A 26,293-nucleotide genomic window follows, 5' to 3' on the forward strand; every position below is an offset into this window, starting at 1 on the left:
CGGCCCCGCGAGCGGTACCCGCATGCCGAAACCCACGAATTCCTTCAAAGAGTAGCCAAGATGACCCAAGTCAAACTGACCACCAACCACGGCGAAATCGTCCTGGAACTGAACGCCGAGAAAGCCCCGATCACCGTGGCCAACTTCATCGAGTACGTTAACGCCGGCCACTACGAAAACACCGTTTTCCACCGTGTGATCGGCAACTTCATGATCCAGGGCGGCGGTTTCGAGCCTGGCATGAAAGAAAAGAAAGACAAGCGCCCAAGCATCCAGAACGAAGCCGACAACGGCCTGCCGAACGAGAAGTACAGCGTTGCCATGGCCCGTACCATGGAGCCGCATTCGGCCTCCGCGCAGTTCTTCATCAACGTCACCGACAACAGCTTCCTGAACCACAGCGCCAAGACCGTCCAGGGCTGGGGCTACGCGGTATTCGCCAAAGTGGTTTCCGGCACTGAAGTGGTCGACAAGATCAAAGGCGTGGCCACCACCATGAAGGCCGGCCACCAGGACGTTCCAGCAGAAGACGTGATCATCGAGAAAGCCGAGATCGTTGAGTGATACTGCTGATTTCAGATTTGCATCTGGAAGAGGAGCGCCCGGACATCACCCGGGCGTTTCTGGATTTCCTCGCCGGACGCGCCCGTTCGGCACAAGCGCTGTACATCCTGGGCGATTTTTTCGAAGTCTGGATCGGCGACGATGCCATGACCCCCTTTCAAGACTCGATCTGCGCAGCCTTGCGCGCATTGAGCGACAGTGGCACGCAGGTTTTCCTGATGCACGGCAATCGTGACTTCCTGCTGGGCAAGGCCTTTTGCAAAGCGGCCGGCGCGACCCTGCTCAAGGACCCGAGCGTGGTGCGGATGAATGACGAGCCGGTGCTGTTGATGCACGGCGACAGCCTGTGTACGCGGGACGAGGCCTATATGCGCCTGCGTCGTTATCTGCGCAACCCCATCACCTTGTTCATCCTCCGGCATCTGCCGCTGCGCACCCGCCACAAGCTGGCGCGCAAATTGCGCAGCGAGAGTCGTGCGCAGACGCGGATGAAAGCCAATGACATTGTTGATGTGACGCCGGATGAGGTGGTGCAGGTCATGCAGCAGCATGGTGTGCAGACCCTGATCCACGGCCACACCCATCGACCGGCCATTCACAAGCTGCAACTCGGCGCGCAGGCGGCAAAACGGATTGTGCTGGGGGATTGGGATCGCCAGGGCTGGGCCTTGCAGGTGGACGAGCAGGGTTTCCAACTGGCGGCGTTTGATTTCGTGCCGCCAGCCTGAGCACAGAATCCCTTGTGGCGAGGGGGGGGGCTGGTCCCAATGCCGCTCATTGAAAACGCCACGCCACTGTGGGAGCGGTGCTTGCCCGCGAAGAGGCCCTTGAGGCCGCTAAAAGCTTCGCGGGCAAGCTCCGCTCCCACAGGGATCGTGTTCGACCTTAACTGAAAGACATTGGGGCTTACTCCTCGCCAGATCAGTGCCCAGCCGTCAGTGTCCGGCCGCCGCCGGCCCGGCCTTCGCCGCGAACGGTGGCTTGGCCAGCCACACCAGCAACATCAAGCCCATGAAGCCCCAGCCCAGCAACGTAAAGTAATCCACGGTCGAGAGCATGTACGCCTGGCTGGTGAGCAGTTGATCCAACTGGGCATAAGCCCGGCTGCCCGCCCCACCGAGATTGCTCAGGGTGTCGCGCGTCGCCGGATCGAAGGGGGTGATGCTTTCACTGAGATAAGCATGGTGCTGGTCCGCCCGGCGAATCCAGATCCAGGTGGTCAGCGATGCGGCAAAGCTGCCCCCCAACGTACGCAGGAAAGTCGCCAGGCCGGCACCGTCGGCAATCTGGCTGGGCGGCAGGTCCGACATCAGGATGCTCAGGGTCGGCATGAAGAACAACGCCACACCGATCCCCATGAACAGTTGCACCATGGCGATATGCCCAAAGTCCACCTCGTTGGTAAAACCGGCGCGCATGAAGCAGCTCAGACCGATCGCCAGGAACGCCAGACCGGCGAGCAGGCGCAGGTCGACCTTGTTCGCATATTTACCGACGAAAGGCGACATCAGTACCGGCAGGATCCCGATCGGCGCCACCGCGAGGCCGGCCCAGGTCGCGGTGTAGCCCATCTGGGTCTGCAACCATTGCGGCAGGATCAGGTTGATGCCGAAGAACCCGGCGTAGCCGAGGATCAGCACAATGGTCCCGATGCGGAAGTTGCGATAGGCGAACAGCCGCAGATTGACCACCGGATGCTTGTCCGTCATCTCCCAGATCACGAACACCGACAGGGCAATCGCCGAGATGACCGCACCGATCACGATGAAGTTCGACTCGAACCAGTCCAGATCATTGCCCTTGTCGAGGATCACCTGCAAGGCCCCGACACCAATGATCAAGGTCAGCAAACCGACATAGTCCATCGGCTGGCGACTGATCTCCACCGGCCGGGCCTTGAGTTGCTGGCGGACCACCATCGCGGCGAATACGCCGATGGGCACGTTGATAAAGAAGATCCACGGCCAGCTGTAGCTGTCGGTAATCCAGCCGCCGAGAATCGGCCCGGCAATCGGCGCGACCACCGTGACCATTGCCAATAGCGCCAGAGCCATGCCGCGCCTGGCCGGCGGATAGACCGCAATCAGCAGCGTCTGGGTCATCGGGTACAGCGGCCCGGCGACCAGCCCTTGCAGTACGCGAAAGCCCACCAGTTCAGGCATCGAGGTGGAAATACCGCAGAGGAACGACGCCATGACAAAAAGGATCGTCGCCCAGATAAACAGTTTCACCTCGCCAAAGCGCCGGCTCAGCCAGCCGGTCAGCGGCAAGGCGATAGCGTTGCTCACGGCAAAGGAGGTGATGACCCAGGTGCCCTGCTCCGAACTCACCCCCAGGTTGCCGGAAATGGTCGGCAAGGCCACGTTGGCGATGGTGGTGTCGAGCACCTGCATGAAGGTCGCCAGCGACAGGCCGATGGTACTGAGCAACAGGCTGGGGGGAGTGAAAGATGCGTTCGAGCTCATCGCGAATCCTTGGAAACGAGGCAGGTGCCGCGACGCTCGGGTCGCGGCTGGATTGGCGACTCAGCGTTGCGCGGTTTTCGTCGCGGTGGCGCTGTTTTCATGGATCAGACGGGTAATTTCCGCATCGGCATCGGCCAGTTGCTGCCCATACACATCGGTGCTGAACGAAGCCTTCTGCGGCGGCTGCTGGGCCAGCACCGGGCCGCTCTGGTCATGCAGGTTGACCTCGACCTGGGTCGACAGGCCGACCCGCAGCGGGTGCTTGGCCAGCTCTTCGGCGTTGATGTGAATGCGCACCGGCACCCGCTGGACAATCTTGATCCAGTTACCGGTGGCGTTCTGCGCCGGCAGCAGGGCAAAGGCGCTACCGGTGCCGGCGCCGAGGCTGTCGATGGTGCCGCTGAACTTCACCGAACTGCCATACAGGTCGGCCTCGATGTCCACGGGCTGACCGATGCGCATATCACGCAGCTGGGTTTCCTTGAAGTTGGCGTCGATCCACAGCTGATCCAGGGGAATCACCGCCATCAGCGCGGTACCCGGCTGAACCCGCTGGCCCAATTGCACGGTGCGCTTGGCGACATAGCCGGTGACCGGGGCAATCAGGGTGGTCCGCGCATTGGCCAGATAAGCCTGGCGCAGTTGCGCGGCGGCGGCTTTGACATCCGGGTGATTGGATACCACGGTGTCATCCACCAGGGCGTTGCTGCTGTTGAGTTGATGTTGGACGTTGTTCAGCGCGCTCTGGGCGGAGGTCAGGTCGTCACGGGCGTGGGACAGCTCTTCCTGGGAAATCGCGCCACCGGCCGCCAGGTTCTTGCGACGGGTAAAGTTTTCCTGGGCCTTCTGCACCGCTGTCTTCTGCTCGGCGACCTGGGCGCGTATGCCGTCGACATTGCTGTACAAGCCGCGAACCTGGCGCACGGCCTTGGCCAGGTTGGCCTCGGCGCTTTGCAGACCGATCTTGGCGTCACTCGGATCGAAGTTCACCAGCACCTGCCCGGCATGCACCAGATCGCCGTCATCGGCACCGATGCTGACCACGGTGCCGGTCGCCAGCGGGGTGACTTCCACCACGTTGCCGTTGACATAAGCGTCGTCGGTGCTTTCGTTCCAGCGTCCGTAGACTTCATGCCAACCCCAGACACCGAGGCCGCCAAGGATCACCAGCAGGGTGAGACCGGTCAGCATGACCTTGCGCTTGCGGGAATTGCCAGCATCCTGGGTTGTTTCAGTAGTGTTCGTTGCAATGGCCATGGCAGGTACCTTGAATTAATAAGTCTGAGCCGAGGGGCGGGTGGCGTTCGAGGCGATGTTGTCAGCCTGGAAACCACCACCCAGGGCCTGCATCAGTTCAATGGAGAGGTCGATCTGCTGGGCATTCAGGTCCGCCAGCTGACGCTGGGCCTGCAACAGGGTCTGCTCGATGGTGAGTACGTCCAGGTAGTTGCCGATGCCCGCGCCATAGCGCTGCAACACCGTGTTATAGGAGTCCTGGGCGATATCCGCCGCATGTTGCTGGGCCACGATCTGCTGGCCAAGGGCGCGCAGTTGCTGGAGGGTGTCGCTGACATCACCCAGGGCCTGGACCAGGCTCTTGTTGTATTGCGCCACCGCCAGGTCGTAGTCGGCGTCCTTGGCGTCGAGGCCGGCGCGCAGGCGACCGCCATCGAAGATCGGCAACGAGACGGTCGGCGCGATGCTGAAGAAGCGACTGGGGGAACCGAACATCGCATCTCCCAGCAACGACTCGCCACCGGCGGCGGCACTCAGGTTGAGGTTGGGATAGAAGCGCGTCTTGCCGGCAGCGATATCCTTGCTCGCGGCCTCGACACGCCAGCGCGCGGCCACCAGGTCCGGACGCCGTCCCAGCAGTTCCGCCGGCAGCACCGAAGGCAAGGCCACGGCGCTCGGCTGGAGGATTTTCGGCCGGGCGATCTCATTGCCGCGATCCGGGCCCTTGCCCAGCAACACGGCCAGGGCGACCTTGGCGCTTTGCAGCTTTTTCCCGGCGTCGATCACCTGCTCTTCAGCCGTGGCGGCCAGGCTTTCGGTCTGCTGGTACTGGTAGTGGCTGTCGATGCCGGAACTCAGCCGACGCTTGCCCAGGTCCAGCAGCTTGTGGGTGCGCTGCAGGTCATCGTTGGCCAGGTCATAGACGATATGCGCCTGCCCCAGGTTGCTGTAGGCCCGTGCCACGTCGGCGGCCAGGGTCAGTTGCGCGGCCTGGCGGTCGACTTCGGCGGCACGTGCCTGACCCAACGCGGCTTCCCAGGCGTCACGCTGGCCGCCCCAGAGATCGAAGCTGTAGTTGAAGGTGACACCCGCCTTGCGCACGGTCTCGTAGAGGCCGCCGCGACCGGTGGGGTCCTGGTCCCGCGGCAGGCGCGAACGGGTGATACCGCCACTGGCATCGAGGGTCGGCGTCCGCGCCGCATCGGCGGCATCGGCCGCTGCGCTGGCCTGATGCGCACGCGCGCTGGCGACCTGCATATCGGGGCTGTCGCGCAGGGCTTCGCGGATCAGGCCATCGAGTTGCGGATCGCCGAGGCTTTTCCACCAGTCGCTTTTCGGCCAGGCCGCCGGCGACAGGGTCACGCCCTTGAGGGATTGAGCGGCCTTGAGGTCTTTCGCCTCGAGGCTGACGCCTTCGGTGTTCAGGCCGCTGTAGCTGGCGCAACCGGCCAGGACCATCGACACGAACACCAGGCTGAAGCCGGTACGCAGGGTTTTACTGCTCATTTTTTTCACCCACCCGCAGCAGGGTGATCGAGTCCCCGGCCGCCAGCAAAATTTTCTTCAGGATCTCTTCCAGGCTCCGCAGCTCTTGCGGGGTGACAGCCCCTGCCAGTTCGTTCATCGCATCGGCACCGATTTCCGGCAAACGGTCGGCAAGGACCTGCCCCTGCGCCGTCAGCACCAGTTGCACCTGGCGCCGATCGCCTTCGGAACGCCGACGGGCGAGCAGATCTTTCTGCTCCAGGCGATCAAGCATGCGGGTCATCGAACCGCTGTCCAGGGACAGGTGGCGGCACAGCTCGGCCGGAGTATCAACCCCGAACTGGGCCATGATGATCAACACCTTGAACTGCGCGGCGGTGATGCCGTACGGCACCATATGGGCGTCGATGATCCGGTCCTTGAGCAACGCGGCACGGCCCAGGAGCAGGCCGAGATGGCAGTTGTGAAAGTCGTCCGGGGTGAAATGTTTCATTAGGCCACCAAAAGCTGCTTAGGCAGAGAGTTGGTGAGATATTACTGCTTAGGCAGCTAATATCAAAGCATTAGTTAGCAAGCTTTTTATTTAGTCGATGAAAGGCGACCCGCCGGATAGATAACTCTAGACACACCTTTGAATTCGATGTTTGATAGCGATACGGCTAGGCTTCCCTGACATACCTGACAAGGAGTCACAGGTGAAAAGCAGGGATTTGATCGCCGAACTGGAGGCCGCTGGCTGGATACTGAAACGAATCAGGGGCAGTCATCATGTGTTTGTCCACCCCAGCAGCCCCCACTCGATCCCCGTGCCACATCCGAAGAAGGATCTGCCGCTCGGGACCATCAGAAGCATCAGAAAACGGGCGGGCTTGCTATGAACCCGTTCAGTCAGGAGACCATCATGCAATATCCCATCGCGATTGAATGGGGTGATGAACACACCGCCATCGGCATCCAGATTCCGGATATTCCGGGGGCCGTGACCGCCGGCGATACGTTCGAAGAGGCTTATAACGCCGCCCTGGAAATCGCCCACATCATGCTCGAGGAGATCGTTTCGAACGGCCAGCCCGTGCCGACACCCTCGCCCTCCTTCACCCATCGGAAAAATCCCGAGTTCGCGGACATGGGCTGGGGCATGCTGGAAATCGATATCTCGCCCTACCTGGGCAAGACCGAGAAGGTCAACGTGACCCTTCCCGGCTTTGTGATCCAGCGTATCGATCGTTACGTGCGCGACCACCGGATCAAGAGCCGCTCATCGTTCCTGGCGGACGCGGCGCTGGAAAAGCTGGTGCGCACTTAAACGCTGGCAACGGCCGGGACACCGCTGTGGAAGCGGAATTCGCTGTCGGGTGACTCGATCAGGTCCTGCTCGACCGCCCGCACCCGCTCGATGACTCGGCCGATGTCCTCGGCGTCGCCGTATTGGTAGGCCAGTTTCAGGTAACCCTGGAAATGCCGGGCCTCGCTCTTGAGCAGGCCGAAGTAGAATTTGCCCAGTTCTTCGTCCAGATGCGGCACCAGGGCCTCGAAGCGCTCGCAACTGCGGGCTTCGATAAAGGCGCCGACCACCAGGGTGTCCACCAGTTTGACCGGTTCGTGGCTACGGACCGCCTTGCGCAACCCCGAGGCATAACGACCGGCGGACAACTGCCGCAACTCGATCTTGCGCCGCTTCATCAGCCGCATGACCTGTTCGTGGTGCACCAACTCTTCCCGGGCCAGACGCGACATCAGGTTGATCAGATCGACATGGGAGTGGTACTTGGCGATCAGGCTCAAGGCGGTGCTGGCCGCCTTGAACTCACTATAATCAGCAATAACACCATGAAAACCAATTACATCAAATTGGCAACAAAAAAAATATCGATTCTGTTTAGATACACGAAAAGCCGTGGTATAAATTTTACATCCAAACGAGAATCTACTGCGCTCGACGTCCCCAAGCGCTTCGTATGAACTTGCCCAAAAATATTTTTACCTAGGACTTAGAGTATATATGCCCTATGCAGTCGGCTACGCGCGTTTCTCCAGCGCAAAACAAGGTTCAGGCACAAGCCTAGAACGGCAGCAAGAAATGATAGCCAAGTGGATTGGTGAAAACCCCGAGTATAAAATCTACCCAAAGACATTTGAAGATCTAGGACGCTCTGCATCTAAAGGTGATCATTTAAAGCATGGATTTGGAAAACTCCAAGAAGCTATTGAGCTTAAAGAGATTGGCGAAGGCGACGTTATTTTGGTTGAAGCAATTGACCGAATTGGGCGCCTACCAGAACTAAAGATGTTCTCACTAATAAATCAAATTATCGAGGCTGGCGTACGAATCATAACACTGCAAGATGAAACAGTTTATGGCCCAATCATTACTGCGGGTCAAATCTGGTTGCTTCTAGGAAAAGTACAACAAGCCTTCACATATAGCCAAGAACTTGGAGGTCGGATCAAAAAAAGCTATACAATCCGTGAACAAATGGCCAGAAAAGGACTAATCCCAAAAAGAAGAACACCCATTTGGCTAAACACCGATGGAACGTTAAAGGATGATATCGCAGCGGCAATGAAAACAGCTTTTGAAGATGCTCTGTCTGGCCTTGGGGAGCGTAGAATCCTCAAAAGATTGAAAGCAATGCATTCAGCGTTTGAAAAAAGCCATCCAGCCAGCGTCAGGAAATGGCTAACAAACAAAACCGCAATCGGCTTTTGGCGCGAACACTTAATCTATCCACCAATTGTCAGCCAAGAACTGTTTTATCAAGTCCAAAGGTGCTTTGAAGAAGCTTACGTACCAGCTTCATCACCAACCAAACACTTTCTGTCCGGGCTTGTGAAATGCGGAAACTGTGGTTCGTCTTTTCAAGTGAAGGTCAACAAGTCTAGCCCCAATAGCATGCACTGCTCGGCACGAGCAATACATGGTATTGATCGATGCGAAAACGGCACATCTTTTCCTGTACCGGTATTATTGCATATTTGCCATGACACTGCGACACTCGCAGTGGAAAACGCCTTACAGAACATCGAACTTTCAAAAACCAAGAAGCAAAGCATAATTCTCGAAGGCCGGTTAAATGACATTGCAAAAAAAATTACAAACCTGATGGATTCCCTAGAACAGTATGGACCTGTACCAGAGCTTGACATTCAAATAAAACTACTCCTTTCCGAGAGAACAAAACTGGAAAACGAAAAACTTTATTTGGCTGAAGACGATACAGTCAATACAAGCAACTATGAAAATGCGTGGGACTATCAACATGAATTGATTGAAGATGACCCAATGCGTCTAAACGCACTGCTTCAATCTGTGGGTTATCAAATCAAATGTTATGCCAATCGTAGCATACTAGCAAACACCATTGGTAACGAACTGAGCAAATCCACATACATAAACTACAATAGAAAAATTCAAGCGTACCGTCTTCTCGTAAACGGTAATATTTACAACATAGCAAACAGAGAAGGTACTTTTACCAAAGAACGACTCAGGACTTTCGAAGAAATGCTGCGAGCACAAAGGGAAGGAACTGCACTTTATAAAGAGGTGCAATTACCCCCAGAGCAACAGGAGATGTATGACTTTCTCGAATCACTTGAAGGCTAATCGACACCTCCGCCCCTCGTCTTCGCATATAACCACGTAAAGCTATCGTCCATCGTGGGAAACTATCTTTCCGTTGGGGTGGTCGCGCTCCCTGCAAATAATTGTATAGAAGTCAAAAGCACGATTTTTTTCGTACCCAGACTACGGTCAGGGAAGATTTGACTTGCAAACACCCCAATATCCCCCCAAACCCATGCACTGCTGGGTGCTGGTTATGTTTCGTGGGCGGGATCTTTATTTCTCTGTCCACTCTGGACATGGCATCTAGTGTGACAGAGTTAAATGCAGGGAGCGGCTTGGTGGTTACTAAAATTAAAGGTGCTCTTTCATGCATCCAACTAGGAAATAGGTCTGAATAAAAATCTACCATGTCAGAAAATAAAAAATATTACTCCCAGGCTCGTTTTATGGGAGTTCCAATCAAGTGCGGGGTTTTATACCCGTCGATCACCAAGATTCTAGAAGAATTGTATGTGATGATTTACGAGGGTACAAAAGCCTACCCTAGGCCACGCGGTTACCATGTCCGGCTTAGGTTTACGAAAAAAATGACTAGCCGCACATTCAGTGCCCGTCTTTCTACTTTTTTCCAAAGAAAGTCTGGTTACGTGCCACTACGTTTGACGGTTGTGGAATGCGATGAAGACGATGAAGGATTACATCATCACTTCGCTATAATATTGAATGATAGGTTAGATCGGAGATCAAGTTTACAACATTTTATGGCACGACTCTTGGCTGGAGGTTTTCTGGCCAACTATCAAGTAGTCTGCCCTGATATTGACGCTTATGGGCATCACCTTCGAACCATAGAAGAAAAAGATAGCTACTTTGAATGGATGAGCTATCTGGCGAAGGTCTATACAAAGCCTGAGCATGGCCAAATTTTGAGCCCCTGCCGCGCTGTCAGTCGTGCATTGAAGGAATGGAAACTCGCCGGCAAGCCTGACTTGCGAAAACAGCTACTCGATCAGGCTATGAAAGATAGCGTGACGACTGTTGATATTCTTGAATTTATGCAGCCGCTTGATATATCGCTAACAACTATCATGCCCCATGCAGCCCCTGTCGCGCTGCCTGAGGCGATTTAAGCGACTACCCTATGGACTGCATTGTTTTTATCTTTCAGCCTTCCAGTTGTGATTATAGGCGGCTCTGGAGGCCCTGTATTTCTTGATTCTGTACCATATTGATGTGGCCTACAGTAAAAACTGCCAACCGACTCAAGTGTAAATCTAATTCGATATTAGGTTCCTCACACCAACCCAAGGAAAACCAGAGTAATGCAACCAATCATACAAGTAATTAAGAATGAAATCACATACGAAGAAGGATTGCTAATACACCCGGATATTAGCGAAAGCCGCAAGTGCTCTTCACAGCCTAGACTGAAACGAAGAAACAAGGCACAACCGCCATCTAGTGACCGGCAATCGATTTCACTGGAGTCTTTTATGGAGGATTGACAAGGCGGATGTATTTGATTTTTCTATAAAGGGCAAGCGAATACGTGATGAACAACTGATTAGCCGTTGAAACGTTTTCTTTGACGTTAGAGGCGTTATGGCCTAATAACAAAAACCCGAACATTTTTCTGTGTCACATGGATGATGTCATACGATTAACCCAAGGGAACTGGTTTTCCTCATCGTTGTGTTTAAAGCCATAGCTAATGGGAAAACACCTGTTCTATGCAAGCCAGCAGTTACGCAATCATGCACCGGGGACAGACAAAACTCCCATCTATCAAGACGAAAACCGAATTCCATTGGTGAATGTTCATGATGCCGCCTCTTATGTAACTTTAATTTAGAGCGGTCCATTATTCGGAAGATTCAAGACTGGCCAATTAACAGTCTTGTCCATGCATTTGGATTTACCATTCTAAACTTTTAACCAGTAGGCACCAGCTTACATAAAAATTTTAATATATATCGAGCCATAATGACAAATAAACGAAATACAGACCGCACATTCTCAGTGCGAAGCTATAGTCCAATGATCACAAGATTTCAGAGGCTATTCCAATATAACAAAGTTCATTTCCTTTTGGCTGAAATGCTTAACCCTACAGAAATGAATTTCATTTATAACCTTCTTGCATCGGCTGAAGCGGAAAAAAACTTTATTCCCAGCAACGCGCAAGGCCGATGGGCTTCGGAAATCTTAATTAAGATAGATACGGCCAGAATAAAAAACTGTGCACGAAAGTAAAGTCGTGGCGCTCAAAGAATAGTATCTCAACTATTGAAGCTTTGGACATCAAGTAATTACATGATGTCTCAGCCATTAAGATAATGCCGCCTACGGACGTCTAGTTTGCGACGTGAGGCGTTTTGTATGGGTAGGCAGTGGGCTGTACTGGTTAGGCCTCCCGAATGCCGCCGTGGCGATTGTAGGTGGGTGCGGTTTGCGGGATTGGTTTGTAAGTAAGGGGGCGTCATCTGCATTGAAAAGCAATTGACGTTACCGCCTAGCCTAAATCCGATATTTACCTACCAGCAAGGATCAATGCAAGAGCTTTACCGTTTGAGAATTCGATTAGCATAAATGAGTGCATAGAGCCCTGTACAATCATCGGGCCATCACTGTAAGATGATGGCATCATCCCTCCAATACATAGGAAACGACATGTTGATTAAAACAATGTTTGCTGGATGCATCGTTGGTATGGCGATGATGACAAATGCATTTGCTGAAATTACCAATAAATCTGGTGACTTTGATGCAGGCCCATTTCGGGATATGGTAAATGCCGGCCTTATGTGCAAGAGTGCAGATACTCTGTTTGAGTTTTATGAAAAAGTCCCACCCGAGGAACAAGGACGTGAAAAATTCGTCGATTCGTTTTTAAAGCAGCATTTAAGTAAAGGAGATTGTTGGGAGGTCCGACCATCCAGCGCATTTCTCACTGGTTTTCGCTACGCCGATGTAAAACGAGCGGATAAAAAACTCCCATCGGTGGTGATAATCCCCCGCATCGTTGTTAGTGGTCGGGTTGGTTTTATCTTGCCGATTACACTGCGCATGAATCTCCCTGATGTTGCACAAGCGATAAAACAAAAAAATGAAGAACGTGGCTGGCCTGCAATTCAAATAGGTGACGATCCTACACCGGATTCAAATTCCGATGAGACAGCCGATAACTTTTTTGATCTAATCAGGGCGCGAGCTTCTGAAGGTTGGGCTCGCCCACCGTCATCACGCAATGGTATGACCGTTGTGCTACAGATCGAGATGTTGCAGGATGGCACGGTGAAGTCAGTCAGTGTCGCCAAGTCCAGTGGTGATGCCCCATACGATGCCTCGGCGGTGGCTGCGATCAAAAACATTGGCCGCCTGACAGAAATGCAGAATCTGAAGCCGAGTGATTTCCAACCCTACCGCTCATTCAAGATGACCTTCACACCTGAGGATCTAGCGCTTTGATATAATGGGCTCTTGTGATCAACTGCACTCGAAATACGTGCGGGAACATCGAGGGTTGGTCGTCCACACGTTTTCTTTGATGTTAGAAATCCCTATAATCAAATAACCAGAGCCCCAGCATCTTTCCATTGGGGCTTTGACTATCAGTCCCTTCTGCTTCTACCTAAACATAGAAAGAATAAGAACCGACGCCGCCGTCACAATCGCCGATGCAGCGGACCATTTGACCGACCGAAGGAATGTGGATTTGCTTGCGATGCCGAACCTAAACCCAAGCACCCAAAGTCGCCAAACGTTACAGGTGTAAAGCACTGTTGGAAGCACGATAGCAGCAAGTATCCAAAACAAAATGTCTGGATCCTGATGGGCCTTAGTTCCGGCGAATGCAAACGGCACATACCCAACGACAACAAGCAATATTGCAAATGCTTTTTTCATAATCAATTCTCACAAATAAAAGGGTCGAAAACAAAACATGGTATAAAAACTGTCAGATTGATCCGCAAGACACCGTAACATCAGTGGATCTGTCATCGGGTTGCCAAACTACTTTGCCCGTCAAATCGACGGGAATTCTGTAGATAAGCTTGGTGCGATAGCTAATCAATGGATTCAACGCTTCAGATAGAACGCCAAATCCGTCTCCAGCGACCATTTCAAACTTATCAAACTTATAAGTCTTCCCACCTTTATGAATCATTACACTGCCAGGCGACATATACCTGGCAGTAGTCGAAATGTTTTTGAAACTTGCGCTGAGAACCAGGAATTTTGAACCCGCCCAGGATTTCGGCTCTAAGAACTGATTCTGCATTACGATCTTCCGACGTGCTACACAACCATTCGCAGCCACCCGAAGTCCGCCTACACTCACGGAATTGCTTTTAGGATTTAAAAGCTGCTTTTGATAGGCCGCATCATCATGAACCGTTTTGTCAAAATTCTCTTTGTCGACATCGGCCCATGCATTGATCACAACAAAGGCCAGTCCGCAGAACGCCAATTGGCTGGTCACCTTTTTCCTGACACCCGTCAGATGGGCCAGCGGCATGCTGAGAATTGCGGTGTAGAGCTTCATTAAGCACCTCAGTAGCTGTGATTTTAACGTCAGAATTCACAGTATACTGTGAGGACGTATCGACAGCCATCCCCGACAGTGACCCGTCTTTGAGATGGGGCTGCGAATGTGGATATCGGCTTAGCTTTCGGAAAGGTATTGCGCCAAAAACGTAAGGAAGCGGGACTGACTCAAGAGCAGCTTGCACATGACGCTGATGTACAGCGTAACTATGTCAGCCTGATAGAACGCGGCATTCACTACCCTACGATTGCGGTACTGTTCAAGCTCGCGAACGCCTTGAAATGCCCACCGTCCGAATTGATATCCGATTTGGAAAGGATGCTGGATCAGCAACCGTGACCCTCTTTGCTGATCCGATGACTTCGCTTGCCCTTCAACCGCTCACCCTGTGCAGACAGTCCGCTGCTTTCGCTGGGTGTCAGTATCCCGTATTGATGAAGATCCTTTCGTCCAAGATCAGCTATCAAAGAACTCTACGCCACTAGAGCACCAATCGTCGCAAGCCTATATTCAATTGGGTACACCCCTGAGACTACAGACCAGTGAATACAGAATCCCCCATTAAATCGTGTTCAATAGGATTGATTTTGTTAATGAACACGATCACACTCATAACATCTAGAAGCTAATGAATACAAAAGGTACAGAAAATGGCAAATGTAGGTTACGTCAGGGTTTCATCGGTTGATCAAAACACCGCTCGCCAGTTGGACGGCGTGACTCTGGACCGGGTGTTTGAAGATAGGGTGTCGGGTGCGACGACAGATCGCCCTCACCTACAAGAGATGCTGAAATTCATCCGTGAGGGCGACACCGTCCACATCCACTCTATCGACAGGCTGGCCCGGTCACTGGAAGACTTGCTGAAGCTGGTGAAGGATTTGAATACCAGGAAGATCAGCGTCCACTTTCACAAGGAGCAATTGCTGTTCACAGGTGAAGCCAACCCCATGCAGGAGTTGATGCTATCGCTGTTGGGTAGCGTTGCCCAGTTTGAACGAGCAATGATCAAGGAACGTCAGCGGGAGGGCATCGCCAAGGCGAAGGAAGCGGGCGTGTACAAAGGTCGTGCAAAGTCAGTTGATGACGCTGCGATCAGGGTTGCAATGCAAGCTGAGGGTGCATCGTTCCGCAAGGTGGCAAAGGCTTTGGATGTAAGTTTGAGCAGCGTGCAAAGGGCAATGAAAGCCTGATTGTACTGTGTCTCAATGGCCCGCTACGGCGGGCTTTGTGCTGTCTGGCGTCAAGGTATTGCCCTGCGTCTGTAGAGTTTCAGAAGCAAGATCAGCGGCACCCCATGCTATGAGGTCATTTTGAATTCAAGACCAAATAGTCCAGATGCCATCTGGCCGCGCTCAACACCACCTTAAAATTGAGCGTTAATGCACAGATGCTTTTTCCGTACTCAGAAAGGAAGCACGGACTTCGATGAGCATTTGCAGTCCTGCTCGTAGCCTGGCCAGGTGTTCTTTCCGTTCAGGGTGAGCCCATCAGCAACATTAAACTTCTGCCCGTTAGCAAGGCGATGGGCTTCATCTCGGCTTTTGGACGTTTCGTCACTCGGGTTAGACATGCACGGCGCCCCAGAATAGACCCAGATGGCTTCCGTAAGCCCAAGCTTGATTCGCTGGTCGCGAGTTATCAGTGACTTGGCTCTGCTCGGCAACCACCTACAAAGGTCTGTCGCCCGCTGCGTCTGTATCCCCAAACTCTTCAGCGCCTCAGCCATTTCATAAAGGTTGCCACTCACTGCGGTGCGCAGGGCAACTTCATAGACGAATTCTGCCGATACGGCTGGAATGTCCTCGGTCTGGACGATGGCTTGCCATAAGTCAGCCTTGACTGCCTCTGTAACCCGAGAGAAATCCCCATTCACCACCGGGATGCCGGACTTAGGCGCTTGCGGTGGCTGCTCTGACGTAGCTCCCGACTCCGACTTGCCCTTTAAAAAGCGTCTAAACAATGACATAGCCTAATCCTTTTTTCCGTTGTTCGTGGATCTGGTGATGAATAGGGTGACTTGTCGCGCTGAGAGATACCAATCCGGTGCGCGTGGTCGACGTCTAGGGAGGCGCTCGCTCAAGCCCCTAAGATAGACTAGCATCGGGCTAGGAACACAGCACATTGGGGGATCGAGATGAGTGTTGAAGGAGTACGGCTCGAAGAGTTTCAGCTAATCGAGGCGGGGATAGCTGGCGCAGGACATAAGCGCTACATCGGAGAACGATTCACCTGCCGCTTCTGCGGCCGTGGCCGTGAATCTGTGACTTTCAAGAAGAAGGCTCATGCCATTCCTGAATTTCTCGGCAATCACCAACTTATACTCAATTCGGAATGTGACAGTTGTAACGAGCACTTCGGTAATACGATCGAACCGCACTTGGAAAAGTACACGCATCCCTTCAGGGCCCTGAATGGAATCACGAACAAGACTAGGAAAACCCCAAAGCACAGTGACGAAAAAATTGGGGCGTTTCAGATGAACCGCCACACCAATCATATTGCTATCACTCTGAATGAAGACGACGCGCTCGGGCATCACGAAGATCGTAATCACGTTTCTTGGGTGATGCAGAGGAAACCGTTCGTACCCTACATGGCTTACAAGGCGCTCTGCAAAATAGCCGCCTCAGTCGCCAATGAAAGGTGCCTCCCCCTCTTTGAGCCCACTCTCGAATGGCTAAATCCGCTCACTATTCGTGAAATGAGTATCAACCCGGCCATCGTAATCGAAACACTGACACCGGGGACAAGATACACCTCGTGCGTCTACAGGCTTTATCTTCGGAACACCAATACGATCCCGCACTGCCTATTCTGGATTGCCTTCGGTAGCTTTGCGTTAATGACGTTCGTTCCGACTAGGCTGGATCTCAAAGCTGGCGTAGTCCTTCAATCCGAATTGCCTTACATCCCCGATACCCGACCGGAAGAAGAAATTGCTCTGTTCGGACAGCAACTGCACATTGAACGTGATTTCTCATCTAGAGAGCTCACCAGCTTCCCGCACGAAGTTCACATGCAATTCGAGTCAGTTGAAGAAACCAAGGTTGACGGATGATAGCTGCTAGATGGTTTTATCGGCCTGTGCTCCATGGTGAGGTTCTTACGGAGAAAGCAGGGACTAGACGGGGGGGATCCACTACATGCTGCCACAGCAGGCCTAAAGGGGCGATGGGTCCCTTTTTATGGGCATAGTCTGATTTGAAAAATAGGCCGACAAAAATTTCTCTTCTCCAAATTTTTTGGTACGTTTTTCGACCAAAAAAAATGCCCAGTAGGAGAAATCTACAGGGCATCTATCGCTGTGACTGGGGGATAACCGTAGGAACACACGTTATGCCCGTGTCGGAACACCACTATGAAATCTGAATTCACTGTCCAGGCTGTCAATCAAGCCAGCCTCAACCACCCTCACCTTCTCGATCACTCGATCCACATCCGCCGCATCTCCATATTGGTAGGCCAGCTTCAGATACCCCTGAAAGTGCCGTGCTTCGCTTTTCAGTAACCCGTGATAGAACCGCCCCAGTTCCTCGTCCAAATGCGGCACAAGGGCTTCGAAGCGTTCACAGCTACGAGCCTCGATAATGGCCCCCACCACCAACGTATCAACGAGCTTCACTGGCTCGTGACTGCGTACAACCGATCGTAGCCCAGACGCATACCGGCTAGCTGACAAAGGCCGCCATTCGATTTTGCGCTTCTTCATCAACCGCAAAACCTGCTCATGATGCACAAGCTCTTCACGGGCCAGCCGGGACATCATGATCACCAGATCAGAATACGCACCGTACTTGGCAATCATGCTCAGAGCAGTGCTAGCGGCCTTGAATTCACAATTCTTGTGGTCAATCAGCATCACGTTTTGCTGGTTCAGAGCCGCTTCAACCCAAGCATCGGGGGTACGGCACCCTAGAAAATCATGGACTTCAGGCAGCATGGGTTTTTCTCACAATTCGTAGTTGCATTGCCGACTTCTTCTCGCAGTTCTTGTGATCGATCAGCAGCGTTTCCTGATCCGCCAGCGCCGCCTGCACCCAGCCTTGCGGGGTCGGGCAACCGAGGAATTCATGGATTTCCGGCAGATTCACAGGAAAACTCCCGTCACAGGAGAGGCTTGGCAAGGGCGCAACGCGGGAATAGTCGACATGGGGCTCACAAAAACCGGGGGGATCAGGCAGAACAAGGTCGCTGATTATACGGCGGCCGGAGCAGATCGCCAGTCGCCCTGCTTGATATGCATCAAGGTCGCAGTCGGCAGACTGCAACTATAGTTGTACCAAGTCGCCTTCAGACTTTCTCGGAGCACCCCGACCATGCAAGCCATCCGCAGCATTCTGGTGATACTCGACCCCGACCACGCCCACAGCCTGGCCCTCAACCGCGCCAAGCTGATCGCTGGCGTCACGGATGCGCACCTGCACCTGCTGATGTGTGATCCCAAGCACGACCACAGCGCCCTGCTCAGCCTGCTCAAGAGCCAGTTGCATGACGACGGCTACAGCGCCACGGCCGAACAAGCCTGGGACAAGACCATGCACGAGACCATCATCGGCGTGCAACAGGCGGAAGGCTGTGGCCTGGTGATCAAGCAGCACCGCCCCGACAGCCCGCTGAAGAAGGCCCTGCTGACCCCTTCCGACTGGAAGCTGCTGCGCTACTGCCCCTGCGCCGTATTGATGGTCAAGACCGAGACGCCCTGGTCAGGAGGCGTCGTTCTGGCGGCCGTGGACGTGGGCAATGCCGATGATGAACACCGGCACCTGCACGCCAGCATCATTGATCACGGCTATGACATCGCCAGCCTGGCCAAGGGCAGCTTGCACGTGATCAGCGCCCACCCCTCGCCCATGCTGTCGGCCGCCGACCCGGTAAACCAGCTCAGGGAAACCATCGAAGGCCGTTATCGCGACCAATGCCGGGATTTCCAGGGCCAATTCGATGTGGATGACGAACACCTGCATATCAAGGAAGGCCCCGCCGATGTGCTGATTCCCCATATGGCCCGCACGCTCGGGGCCGCGGTGACGGTGATCGGCACGGTGGCGCGCACCGGGATTTCCGGGGCACTGATCGGCAATACCGCGGAAGTGGTGCTCGATGCCCTGGAAAGCGATGTGCTGGTGCTCAAGCCCCAGGAAATCATCGATCACCTGGTGGAGACGGCGCCACGCCCCTGATCAGCCGCCCATGGCCTCCTTGAGGAAACCCGGGGCGATATAGCGCTGGTAATGCGCCTCGGACAGCAGGAAAAATTCCCGATCGATGGCGTCGCGCAGCGACGGCAGGTCCCAGTCGCGAAACTCCGGCAGCAACACCATGCCATAGGCCTCCAACTGGCTGATCACCCGGGCGCCACGGGCAATCAACTGGTACGCCCAGCAATATTCCGACTGATGGGGCACGAAGCGGATCTTGCGGGCCTCCAGTTGCTGGCGCAGCCTGGACGGATCGAATACCTCGATCTTGGCCACCATGACCTGGACCAGCAATTGTTCCAGGCGCAACCAGACCGCACGCTTTTCTTCCTCGTTGTAGCCGTTCCAATGGATGACTTCATGGTGGAAGCGCTTGCAGCCGCGGCACACCAGATCACCGTAAACAGTGGAGCAGAGGCCGACGCAGGGGGTCTTGATGGTCTGATTGGACATGGGCAGGGGTCACGCGGAAAAGCAGAACAGGTCCGCATGTTAGCCCTTTGTCTAACAAGGGTCACCCCCGAACCTGTAGGGCCTAACTTACCTTTCTTTGGAATATGCCGTAGAATCGGCCTGCCTTTTTAGGCGCCAATGTCCGTTGGAAGCTGTTTTCAAAGCGTCACGAGCACAGTTCACCCTAGAGAACGGCGTTGGCGCAGGAATTCCCCCCGGAAGCCCCTGCGCCGACCCTCATCAGCCCCGTTCCGCAGGCGTAAAACTTTGAAAACAGCTTCTGTTGGAAATCGTGGAAACTCTGGCTAAGCGGCTCAAAAAGCCCCGCAGCGCATGAGTGCCGTGCATTTCTGGATGAGCGTCCCGGACACCCATTTGGGACCACTGATGAGGGTAATAACTGTGCTTGAAGCCTACCGCAAACATATCGAAGAGCGTGCAGCCCTGGGTATCGTGCCCCAGCCGCTTAACGCCGAACAAACCGCAGGCCTGGTCGAGCTGCTGAAAAATCCCCCGGCTGGCGAAGAAGCTTTCCTCGTTGACTTGATCACCAACCGCGTTCCGCCTGGCGTGGACGAAGCGGCCTACGTCAAGGCCGGTTTCCTTTCCGCCCTGGCCAAGGGCGAAGTCAAGTCCCCCCTGATCGACAAGAAACGTGCGGTAGAACTGCTCGGCACCATGCAGGGCGGCTACAACATCGTGACCCTGGTCGATCTGCTGGACGACGCCGAGCTGGCAGCCGTTGCCGCCGCGCAACTCAAGCACACCCTGCTGATGTTCGACGCCTTCCACGACGTCGCGGAAAAAGCCAAGAAGGGTAACGCCCACGCCAAGGAAGTGATCCAGTCCTGGGCTGACGGCGAGTGGTTCAAGAACCGCCCGGTGCTGGCCGACAAGATCAGCCTGCGCGTATTCAAGGTCACCGGCGAAACCAACACCGACGACCTGTCGCCGGCTCCGGACGCCTGGTCGCGCCCTGACATCCCGCTGCACGCCCTGGCCATGCTGAAAATGGCCCGTGACGGCATCGTGCCTGACCAGCAAGGCGCCATCGGCCCGATGAAACAGATCGAGCAGATGCGCAACGACGGCTTCCCGATCGCCTACGTCGGTGACGTGGTCGGTACCGGTTCGTCGCGTAAATCGGCCACCAACTCGGTGCTGTGGTTCTTCGGCGACGACGTCCCTTACGTGCCGAACAAGCGCGCAGGTGGCTTCTGCTTCGGCAGCAAGATCGCCCCGATCTTCTACAACACCATGGAAGATGCCGGCGCACTGCCGATCGAGTTCGACGTTACCAACATGAACATGGGCGACGTGATCGACCTGTACCCCCATGCTGGCAAGGTCACCAAGCACAACAGCGATGAAGTCCTGACCACCTTCGAAATGAAGACCCCGGTCCTGCTCGATGAAGTCCGTGCCGGCGGTCGTATTCCGCTGATCATCGGCCGCGGCCTGACCGAGAAGGCGCGCGCTGAACTGGGCCTGCCACCTTCGACCCTGTTCAAGCTGCCGGAAGCTCCCGCTGAAAGCACCAAGGGCTACACCCTGGCGCAGAAAATGGTCGGCAAGGCCTGTGGCGTGACGGGCGTTCGTCCTGGCACCTACTGCGAGCCGAAGATGACCACCGTCGGTTCCCAGGACACCACTGGTCCGATGACCCGCGACGAGCTGAAAGACCTGGCCTGCCTGGGCTTCTCCACCGACCTGGTCATGCAGTCGTTCTGCCACACCGCGGCCTATCCGAAGCCGATCGACGTCACCACGCACCACACCCTGCCGGACTTCATCATGACCCGCGGCGGTGTTTCCCTGCGTCCGGGCGACGGCATCATCCACAGCTGGCTGAACCGCATGCTGCTGCCGGACACCGTCGGCACCGGTGGTGACTCCCACACCCGTTTCCCGATCGGCATCTCGTTCCCGGCCGGCTCCGGCCTGGTGGCTTTCGCCGCCGCCACTGGCGTGATGCCATTGGACATGCCGGAATCGATCCTGGTGCGTTTCAAGGGCAAGCTGCAACCCGGCGTCACCCTGCGTGACCTGGTTCATGCCATCCCTTACTACGCCATCCAGAAAGGCCTGCTGACCGTCGAGAAGAAAGGCAAGAAAAACGCCTTCTCCGGCCGCATCCTGGAAATCGAAGGCCTGGAAACCCTGACCGTCGAACAGGCTTTCGAGCTGTCCGACGCCTCGGCCGAACGCTCCGCCGCCGGTTGCACCATCAAGCTGTCGAAAGAGTCGATCGCCGAGTACCTGAAGTCGAACATCACCCTGCTGCGCTGGATGATCGGCGAAGGCTACGGCGATGCCCGCACCCTGGAGCGTCGTGCTCAGGCGATGGAAGCCTGGGTTGCCAACCCGGAGCTGCTGGAAGCCGACAAGGACGCCGAGTACGCGGAAATCATCGAAATCGACCTGGCCGACGTCAAGGAGCCTGTGCTCTGCGCGCCGAACGACCCGGACGACGCCCGTCTGCTCTCCAGCGTTGCTGGCGAGAAGATCGATGAAGTGTTCATCGGTTCCTGCATGACCAACATCGGCCACTTCCGCGCTGCGGGCAAGTTGCTGGACCAGGTCAAAGGCCAGTTGCCAACCCGTCTGTGGCTGTCGCCGCCGACCAAGATGGACGCTCACCAGCTGACCGAAGAAGGCTACTACGGCATCTACGGCAAAGCTGGCGCACGCATGGAAATGCCGGGCTGCTCGCTGTGCATGGGTAACCAGGCACGGGTAGAACCGAACTCCACCGTGGTCTCGACTTCGACCCGTAACTTCCCGAACCGTCTGGGCGACGGCGCGAACGTCTACCTGGCTTCGGCTGAGCTGGCGTCCGTGGCTTCGATCCTGGGTCGCCTGCCGACCGTCGAGGAATACATGGAGTACGCCGGTAAGATCGACAGCATGGCTGCCGACGTTTACCGCTACCTCAGCTTCGACCAGATCGCCGAGTTCCGTGAAGCCGCGGCGAACGCCAAGATTCCGGTCGTTCAAGCCTAAGCTGTACGCGCAATAGAAAAAGCCCCGACTAGTCGGGGCTTTTTTATGCCTGTCGGTTTTATACCTGCCGTTACTGACGCACCAGGCGCTGGTTCGGGAACACAGCCGCTTCGGTACTGCGATACGGATTGATATCCAACCCGCCCCGTCGCACGTAGCGCGCGTACACCGTCATTTTTTCCGGTTTCAACAGGCGTTGCAGGTCGAGGAAGATCCGCTCCACACACTGCTCGTGGAAGTCCGAGTGCTGGCGGAAACTCACCAGATACGCCAGCAGGCTCGCGTGATCCAGCGCCGCACCGCGATACTCCACCACCACACTGCCCCAGTCCGGCTGGCTGGTCACCGGGCAATTGGACTTGAGCAAATGGCTGTGCACGCTCTCCTCGACAATCCGCGACTCATCGCAACGCAACAGCTCCGGACGCGGATGGGCGTAGTCACTGACACTGATCTCCAGGTCGTCGATGCACACACCCGGCAAAGCGACCACACCCTCGGCCTGCACCTCGCTCAAATGGCGGACCCGCACCCCCACCGGCTTGCCGGCAGCGGCCGACAGATCGGCACGCAGTACCGCTTCCAGACTGGCGGTATCAACGAACGGCGTCTGGTTCAGGGAGTTGAGGTACAGCTTGAAGGACTTGGATTCGATGATATTCGGCGAATCCGCCGGGATGCTGAACTCACCGATCGCCACCACCGGCTTGCCGGACGGCAACAACCAGGACAACTCGAAGCAGTTCCAGAAGTCCACGCCGACATACGGCAGGGTCTCGGCGCTCAGGCCCAGCTCGGCCCATTTGGCCGCCCGTGGAATCGGAAACAGCAAAGACGGGGTGTAGGTGGCGATGTACTCACTGGACTTGCCCAGTGGCGAGTGTTCGGCGGCGGGATGCATGGCAAAAACCTGACTGAATAAACCCCGCCAGTCTATCGCAATTCACCCGCATGCACGAAAACCCCGGGCCTGGCCGGGCCACTTCAAGGCGCAACCTTCACCGTCCCGACCATCCCCGCCTGGTAATGCCCGGGAATATTGCAGGCAAACTGCAGGTTCTTGGCCTGGCTGAAGGTCCAGGTCAGTTCGGAGGTCTTGCCCGGCTCCACCAGCACACTGTTGGGGTCGTCATGTTTCATCCCGTGCCCCATGGCCCCGTGATCCATGCCCGTCATATTCATGCCGGTGGCGGTCAACTGGCCGCCCTGCTGCATCTTGAGCATCTCCTGTTGATGCTCGGCATGGGCCGCCGCATGGCCCAGGTTGAATTCATGCAGCAGATGACCTTTATTGATCAGCACGAAACGCACGGTTTCACCCGCCTTCACATCCAGTTCCTTGGCACTGAAGGCAATGTCGGTCATGGTCAATTCAACCGTACGGGTGGCCTTGCTCGGCGGCGCCGGCTGGCCGAAGTCGTAGCTCTCCGCGGGCGAGGCCAGGGCAGGCAGACTCAGGGCCAGCAAACCGGCCAGCAGCAAGCTGTTACGCAAAAACATAATCACACTCCAAGGGGATGGGCTCCAGGCTGTGTGAAACTGTAAGGCCCGCTCGCTGGCATTGAGCTGACCTTCAGATTACAACTTTGTCAGCTTGCCCCCCGGCCAGCGAGTGCGCGGTATAACGTTCCTGTGTCATTAGCCATGAGTCATCCATGAAACTGCTGATCGTCGAAGACCAACCGAAAACCGGCCATTACCTGCGCCAGGGCCTGAGCGAGGCCGGCTTCAACACCGAACTGGTGGCCGACGGTACCACCGGCCAGCATCTGGCGCTGACCGGCGACTACGCGCTGCTGATACTCGATGTCATGCTGCCCGGTCGCGATGGCTGGCAAATCCTCCAGGCCGTGCGCAGCGCCGGCCTGGATATTCCGGTGCTGTTCCTGACCGCCCGCGATGCCGTCGAGGACCGTGTCCACGGCCTGGAGCTGGGTGCCGACGACTACCTGGTCAAGCCGTTCGCCTTTTCCGAACTGCTGGCCCGGGTCCGCAGCCTGCTACGCCGGGGCAGCGCGGCCACCCAGGAAACCCACCTGCAACTGGCCGACCTGCGCCTGGACCTGATTCGTCGTCGGGTCGAACGGGCCGGACAGCGCATCGACCTGACCGCCAAGGAGTTCGCCCTGCTGGAACTGCTGCTGCGGCGCCAGGGCGAGGTCCTGCCCAAATCCCTGATCGCGTCCCAGGTCTGGGACATGAATTTCGACAGCGACACCAATGTCATTGAAGTGGCGATCCGCCGTCTGCGCTTGAAGGTCGACGACGCCCATCCGCACAAGCTGATCCATACCGTGCGCGGCATGGGTTATGTCCTTGAAGAGCGCAACGCCTGATGCGCCGCCTGTCCCTGGGCAGTCGCCTGGCCCTGTTGTTCGCCGCTTGCACCGCCGTGGTTTCGCTGAGCGCGGGCGTACTGTTCAACCGTGCCAGCGAGTCGCACTTCATCGAACTCGACCAGCAACTGCTCGACGCGCGCCTGGCGGCCTTGCGTGGCAGCCTGGCGGGCGTCGGGAACCGCGACGACTTTCAGCAGCGCCGCGAACGGCTGCCGGCCGAACTCAACCTGAGTCCGGACCTGGCCTTGCGGGTCAGCGGCGCCGATGGCCAGCGCTGGTTCAATGCAGCGAATGCCCTGCCCGGCGACCTGCCGACGCAAGCCGGGCTCACCAACCTGCGAATCGAGGGCACCGCCTATCGGGTCTTCAATGCCCCGCTGGACCCGAGCAAGGCCGACTCACCGCAACTGACCCTGATCCTCGATATCACCCATCACCAGCATTTCCTGCAACGCATGCAGCACCTGATCTGGCTGACGGTCAGCCTTTCGGCCCTGGCCACTGCCCTGCTCGGCGCCTGGGCCGCGCGCAGCGGCTTGCGCCCCTTGCGGCGCATGAGCGAAGTGGCCGCCGGGGTTTCGGCGAGTTCGCTGACCCAGCGCCTGCCCGAGGAACAGATGCCGCCGGAATTGGCGGAACTGGCGCAGTCGTTCAACGCCATGCTCGCGCGCCTGGATGACTCGTTCCAGCGACTCTCGGCGTTCTCAGCCGATATCGCCCACGAACTGCGCACGCCACTGTCGAACCTGTTGACCCACACCCAGGTCACCCTGACCCGGCCCCGGCCGCTGGAAGACTATCGCGAAGCCCTGCACAGCAACCTCGAGGAGCTGCAATGGATGGCGCAGTTGGTCAACGACATGCTCTACCTGGCCAAGGCCGACCATGGGCTGCTGACGCCCAAGCGTGAGGCGCTTGAGCTGGCCGATGAGGTGGATGCCCTGCTGGAGTTCTTTACCCCACTGGCGGAAGAGAATCGAGTGCGACTCAAGCGTGAAGGCCAGGCGAGTCTGGCGGGTGATCGCGGCATGCTGCGTCGGGCGTTGTCCAATCTGCTGGACAATGCCTTGCGCTTCACACCTGAGGGCGGCGAGATCGCGGTGAGGCTGGAGAGTGTGCCGCAGGGCTTGCGGGTCAGCGTCGAGAATACGGGGGAAGGTATTGCCCCGGGATTGTTGCCGCAGCTGTTCGACCGTTTTTATCGGGCCGACCCGGCACGCCGTGAAGGCAGCAGTGAGCATGCGGGGTTGGGACTGGCGATTACCCAGTCGATCGTTAGGGCCCATGGTGGGCAGATTCGTTGTGAATCGGAGAGGGGCTGGACGCGGTTTGTGATCGAGTTGCCGTGCCAGGCTTGAGGGCCTCTTCGCGGGCAAGCCCTGCTCCTACAGTTTTCCGTCGTTCACAGAACTTGTGTACGCCACCGTACT

At 56.1% G+C, this 26,293-nt stretch carries 24 protein-coding genes and 2 pseudogenes; 14 read left to right on the forward strand and 12 right to left on the reverse strand.

Features of this window, described 5'->3' with window-relative positions; genetic code table 11:
- The first annotated feature begins 60 nt into the window (after positions 1–60).
- Together HX830_RS21345 and HX830_RS21350 are read left to right on the forward strand one after the other, a co-directional pair.
- Positions 61–564: a peptidylprolyl isomerase gene (locus HX830_RS21345; RefSeq protein ID WP_103499465.1), complete on the forward strand. Its 504-nt coding sequence runs from the start codon at positions 61–63 to the stop codon at positions 562–564.
- Positions 561–1,292, forward strand: coding sequence for a UDP-2,3-diacylglucosamine diphosphatase (locus HX830_RS21350; RefSeq protein ID WP_177102435.1), 732 nt, complete (start codon positions 561–563; stop codon positions 1,290–1,292). The genes HX830_RS21345 and HX830_RS21350 overlap by 4 nt, the downstream gene beginning before the upstream one ends.
- 207 nt (positions 1,293–1,499) lie before the next feature.
- Here HX830_RS21350 and HX830_RS21355 read toward each other — a convergent pair whose 3' ends face one another.
- The 4 genes from HX830_RS21355 to HX830_RS21370 are packed head-to-tail and all read right to left on the reverse strand — an operon-like array spanning position 1,500 to position 6,243.
- Positions 1,500–3,029 (reverse strand): DHA2 family efflux MFS transporter permease subunit, encoded by a 1,530-nt coding sequence (locus tag HX830_RS21355; protein ID WP_152737335.1) that lies wholly within the window; start codon positions 3,027–3,029, stop codon positions 1,500–1,502.
- Between the two features lie 60 nt (positions 3,030–3,089).
- Positions 3,090–4,286, reverse strand: coding sequence for an efflux RND transporter periplasmic adaptor subunit (locus tag HX830_RS21360; protein WP_103499468.1), 1,197 nt, complete (start codon positions 4,284–4,286; stop codon positions 3,090–3,092).
- Between the two features lie 15 nt (positions 4,287–4,301).
- Positions 4,302–5,771: an efflux transporter outer membrane subunit gene (locus HX830_RS21365; protein WP_103499469.1), complete on the reverse strand. Its 1,470-nt coding sequence runs from the start codon at positions 5,769–5,771 to the stop codon at positions 4,302–4,304.
- A complete protein-coding gene (locus HX830_RS21370; RefSeq protein ID WP_103499470.1) occupies positions 5,761–6,243 on the reverse strand; it encodes a MarR family winged helix-turn-helix transcriptional regulator in 483 nt (160 codons plus the stop codon). Before HX830_RS21370 ends, HX830_RS21365 begins: the two co-directional genes overlap by 11 nt.
- Before the next feature lie 202 nt (positions 6,244–6,445).
- Here HX830_RS21370 and HX830_RS21375 point away from each other — a divergent pair, with 202 nt between their 5' ends.
- The gene (locus HX830_RS21375) at positions 6,446–6,628 is read left to right on the forward strand and encodes a type II toxin-antitoxin system HicA family toxin (protein ID WP_103499471.1); all 183 of its coding nucleotides are present in this window, start codon (positions 6,446–6,448) and stop codon (positions 6,626–6,628) included.
- 23 nt (positions 6,629–6,651) lie between these two features.
- A complete protein-coding gene (locus HX830_RS21380; RefSeq protein ID WP_103499481.1) occupies positions 6,652–7,056 on the forward strand; it encodes a type II toxin-antitoxin system HicB family antitoxin in 405 nt (134 codons plus the stop codon).
- On the opposite strand, the pseudogene HX830_RS21385 reads toward HX830_RS21380, so the two are convergent.
- Positions 7,053–7,559 (reverse strand): annotated as a pseudogene (locus HX830_RS21385) (tRNA-(ms[2]io[6]A)-hydroxylase); the annotation flags it as partial. The gene HX830_RS21380 and the pseudogene HX830_RS21385 overlap by 4 nt on opposite strands.
- A 193-nt stretch (positions 7,560–7,752) precedes the next feature.
- On the opposite strand from HX830_RS21385, the gene HX830_RS21390 reads away from it, so the two are divergent.
- From HX830_RS21390 to HX830_RS21400, 3 genes and pseudogenes are all read left to right on the forward strand, one after another.
- The gene (locus HX830_RS21390) at positions 7,753–9,357 is read left to right on the forward strand and encodes a recombinase family protein (RefSeq protein WP_177102437.1); all 1,605 of its coding nucleotides are present in this window, start codon (positions 7,753–7,755) and stop codon (positions 9,355–9,357) included.
- Positions 9,358–9,725: 368 nt separating this feature from the next.
- Entirely contained in the window at positions 9,726–10,448 is a 723-nt protein-coding gene (locus tag HX830_RS21395) for a hypothetical protein (protein ID WP_177102439.1), read from the forward strand.
- A gap of 2,026 nt (positions 10,449–12,474) precedes the next feature.
- A pseudogene (locus HX830_RS21400) lies at positions 12,475–12,786 on the forward strand (cell envelope integrity protein TolA); the annotation flags it as partial.
- A 490-nt stretch (positions 12,787–13,276) separates the two neighbouring features.
- Here the strand turns inward: HX830_RS21400 and HX830_RS21405 are convergent.
- Positions 13,277–13,864, reverse strand: coding sequence for a hypothetical protein (locus HX830_RS21405; RefSeq protein ID WP_177102441.1), 588 nt, complete (start codon positions 13,862–13,864; stop codon positions 13,277–13,279).
- 108 nt (positions 13,865–13,972) lie between these two features.
- Here HX830_RS21405 and HX830_RS21410 point away from each other — a divergent pair, with 108 nt between their 5' ends.
- Complete coding sequence (locus tag HX830_RS21410; protein ID WP_177102444.1) at positions 13,973–14,206, forward strand: helix-turn-helix domain-containing protein; 234 nt, start codon at positions 13,973–13,975, stop codon at positions 14,204–14,206.
- A 311-nt stretch (positions 14,207–14,517) separates the two neighbouring features.
- On the forward strand, positions 14,518–15,060 hold the full coding sequence (locus HX830_RS21415; RefSeq protein ID WP_177102446.1) for a recombinase family protein: 543 nt from the start codon (positions 14,518–14,520) through the stop codon (positions 15,058–15,060).
- A 212-nt stretch (positions 15,061–15,272) separates the two neighbouring features.
- Here the strand turns inward: HX830_RS21415 and HX830_RS21420 are convergent, their stop codons facing one another.
- A complete protein-coding gene (locus HX830_RS21420; RefSeq protein WP_177102448.1) occupies positions 15,273–15,836 on the reverse strand; it encodes a hypothetical protein in 564 nt (187 codons plus the stop codon).
- Between the two features lie 168 nt (positions 15,837–16,004).
- On the opposite strand from HX830_RS21420, the gene HX830_RS21425 reads away from it, so the two are divergent.
- Positions 16,005–16,928, forward strand: coding sequence for an HNH endonuclease (locus HX830_RS21425; protein WP_177102450.1), 924 nt, complete (start codon positions 16,005–16,007; stop codon positions 16,926–16,928).
- A gap of 276 nt (positions 16,929–17,204) precedes the next feature.
- Here HX830_RS21425 and HX830_RS21430 read toward each other — a convergent pair whose 3' ends face one another.
- Both HX830_RS21430 and miaE read right to left on the reverse strand, forming a co-directional pair.
- On the reverse strand, positions 17,205–17,810 hold the full coding sequence (locus tag HX830_RS21430; RefSeq protein WP_177102452.1) for a tRNA-(ms[2]io[6]A)-hydroxylase: 606 nt from the start codon (positions 17,808–17,810) through the stop codon (positions 17,205–17,207).
- Positions 17,800–17,961, reverse strand: a complete 162-nt coding sequence (miaE, locus tag HX830_RS21435; protein ID WP_218171353.1) for a tRNA isopentenyl-2-thiomethyl-A-37 hydroxylase MiaE — start codon at positions 17,959–17,961, stop codon at positions 17,800–17,802. The genes HX830_RS21430 and miaE overlap by 11 nt, the downstream gene beginning before the upstream one ends.
- A 225-nt stretch (positions 17,962–18,186) precedes the next feature.
- Between miaE and HX830_RS21440 the strand changes: the two genes are divergently transcribed.
- Positions 18,187–19,050 carry a universal stress protein gene (locus tag HX830_RS21440; protein ID WP_177102461.1) on the forward strand — a complete coding sequence of 288 codons (864 nt, stop codon included), beginning with the start codon at positions 18,187–18,189 and terminating at the stop codon, positions 19,048–19,050.
- Here the strand turns inward: HX830_RS21440 and HX830_RS21445 are convergent, their stop codons facing one another.
- Positions 19,051–19,521: a DUF1289 domain-containing protein gene (locus tag HX830_RS21445; RefSeq protein WP_152737331.1), complete on the reverse strand. Its 471-nt coding sequence runs from the start codon at positions 19,519–19,521 to the stop codon at positions 19,051–19,053.
- Between the two features lie 402 nt (positions 19,522–19,923).
- Here HX830_RS21445 and acnB point away from each other — a divergent pair, with 402 nt between their 5' ends.
- Positions 19,924–22,524 carry a bifunctional aconitate hydratase 2/2-methylisocitrate dehydratase gene (gene acnB / locus HX830_RS21450; RefSeq protein WP_177102612.1) on the forward strand — a complete coding sequence of 867 codons (2,601 nt, stop codon included), beginning with the start codon at positions 19,924–19,926 and terminating at the stop codon, positions 22,522–22,524.
- Between the two features lie 70 nt (positions 22,525–22,594).
- On the opposite strand, the gene queF is transcribed toward acnB, so the two are convergent.
- Positions 22,595–23,425: an NADPH-dependent 7-cyano-7-deazaguanine reductase QueF gene (gene queF / locus HX830_RS21455; RefSeq protein WP_177102471.1), complete on the reverse strand. Its 831-nt coding sequence runs from the start codon at positions 23,423–23,425 to the stop codon at positions 22,595–22,597.
- 83 nt (positions 23,426–23,508) lie between these two features.
- A complete protein-coding gene (gene copI / locus HX830_RS21460; protein WP_177102473.1) occupies positions 23,509–24,024 on the reverse strand; it encodes a copper-resistant cuproprotein CopI in 516 nt (171 codons plus the stop codon).
- Positions 24,025–24,179: 155 nt separating this feature from the next.
- On the opposite strand from copI, the gene HX830_RS21465 reads away from it, so the two are divergent.
- Positions 24,180–24,860, forward strand: a complete 681-nt coding sequence (locus tag HX830_RS21465) for a heavy metal response regulator transcription factor (RefSeq protein ID WP_177102475.1) — start codon at positions 24,180–24,182, stop codon at positions 24,858–24,860.
- Complete coding sequence (locus tag HX830_RS21470; protein WP_177102477.1) at positions 24,860–26,221, forward strand: heavy metal sensor histidine kinase; 1,362 nt, start codon at positions 24,860–24,862, stop codon at positions 26,219–26,221. The genes HX830_RS21465 and HX830_RS21470 overlap by 1 nt, the downstream gene beginning before the upstream one ends.
- Positions 26,222–26,293 lie beyond the last annotated feature (72 nt).

Source organism: Pseudomonas gingeri, assembly GCF_013385425.1.
Classification (GTDB): Bacteria; Pseudomonadota; Gammaproteobacteria; order Pseudomonadales; family Pseudomonadaceae; genus Aquipseudomonas; species Aquipseudomonas gingeri_D.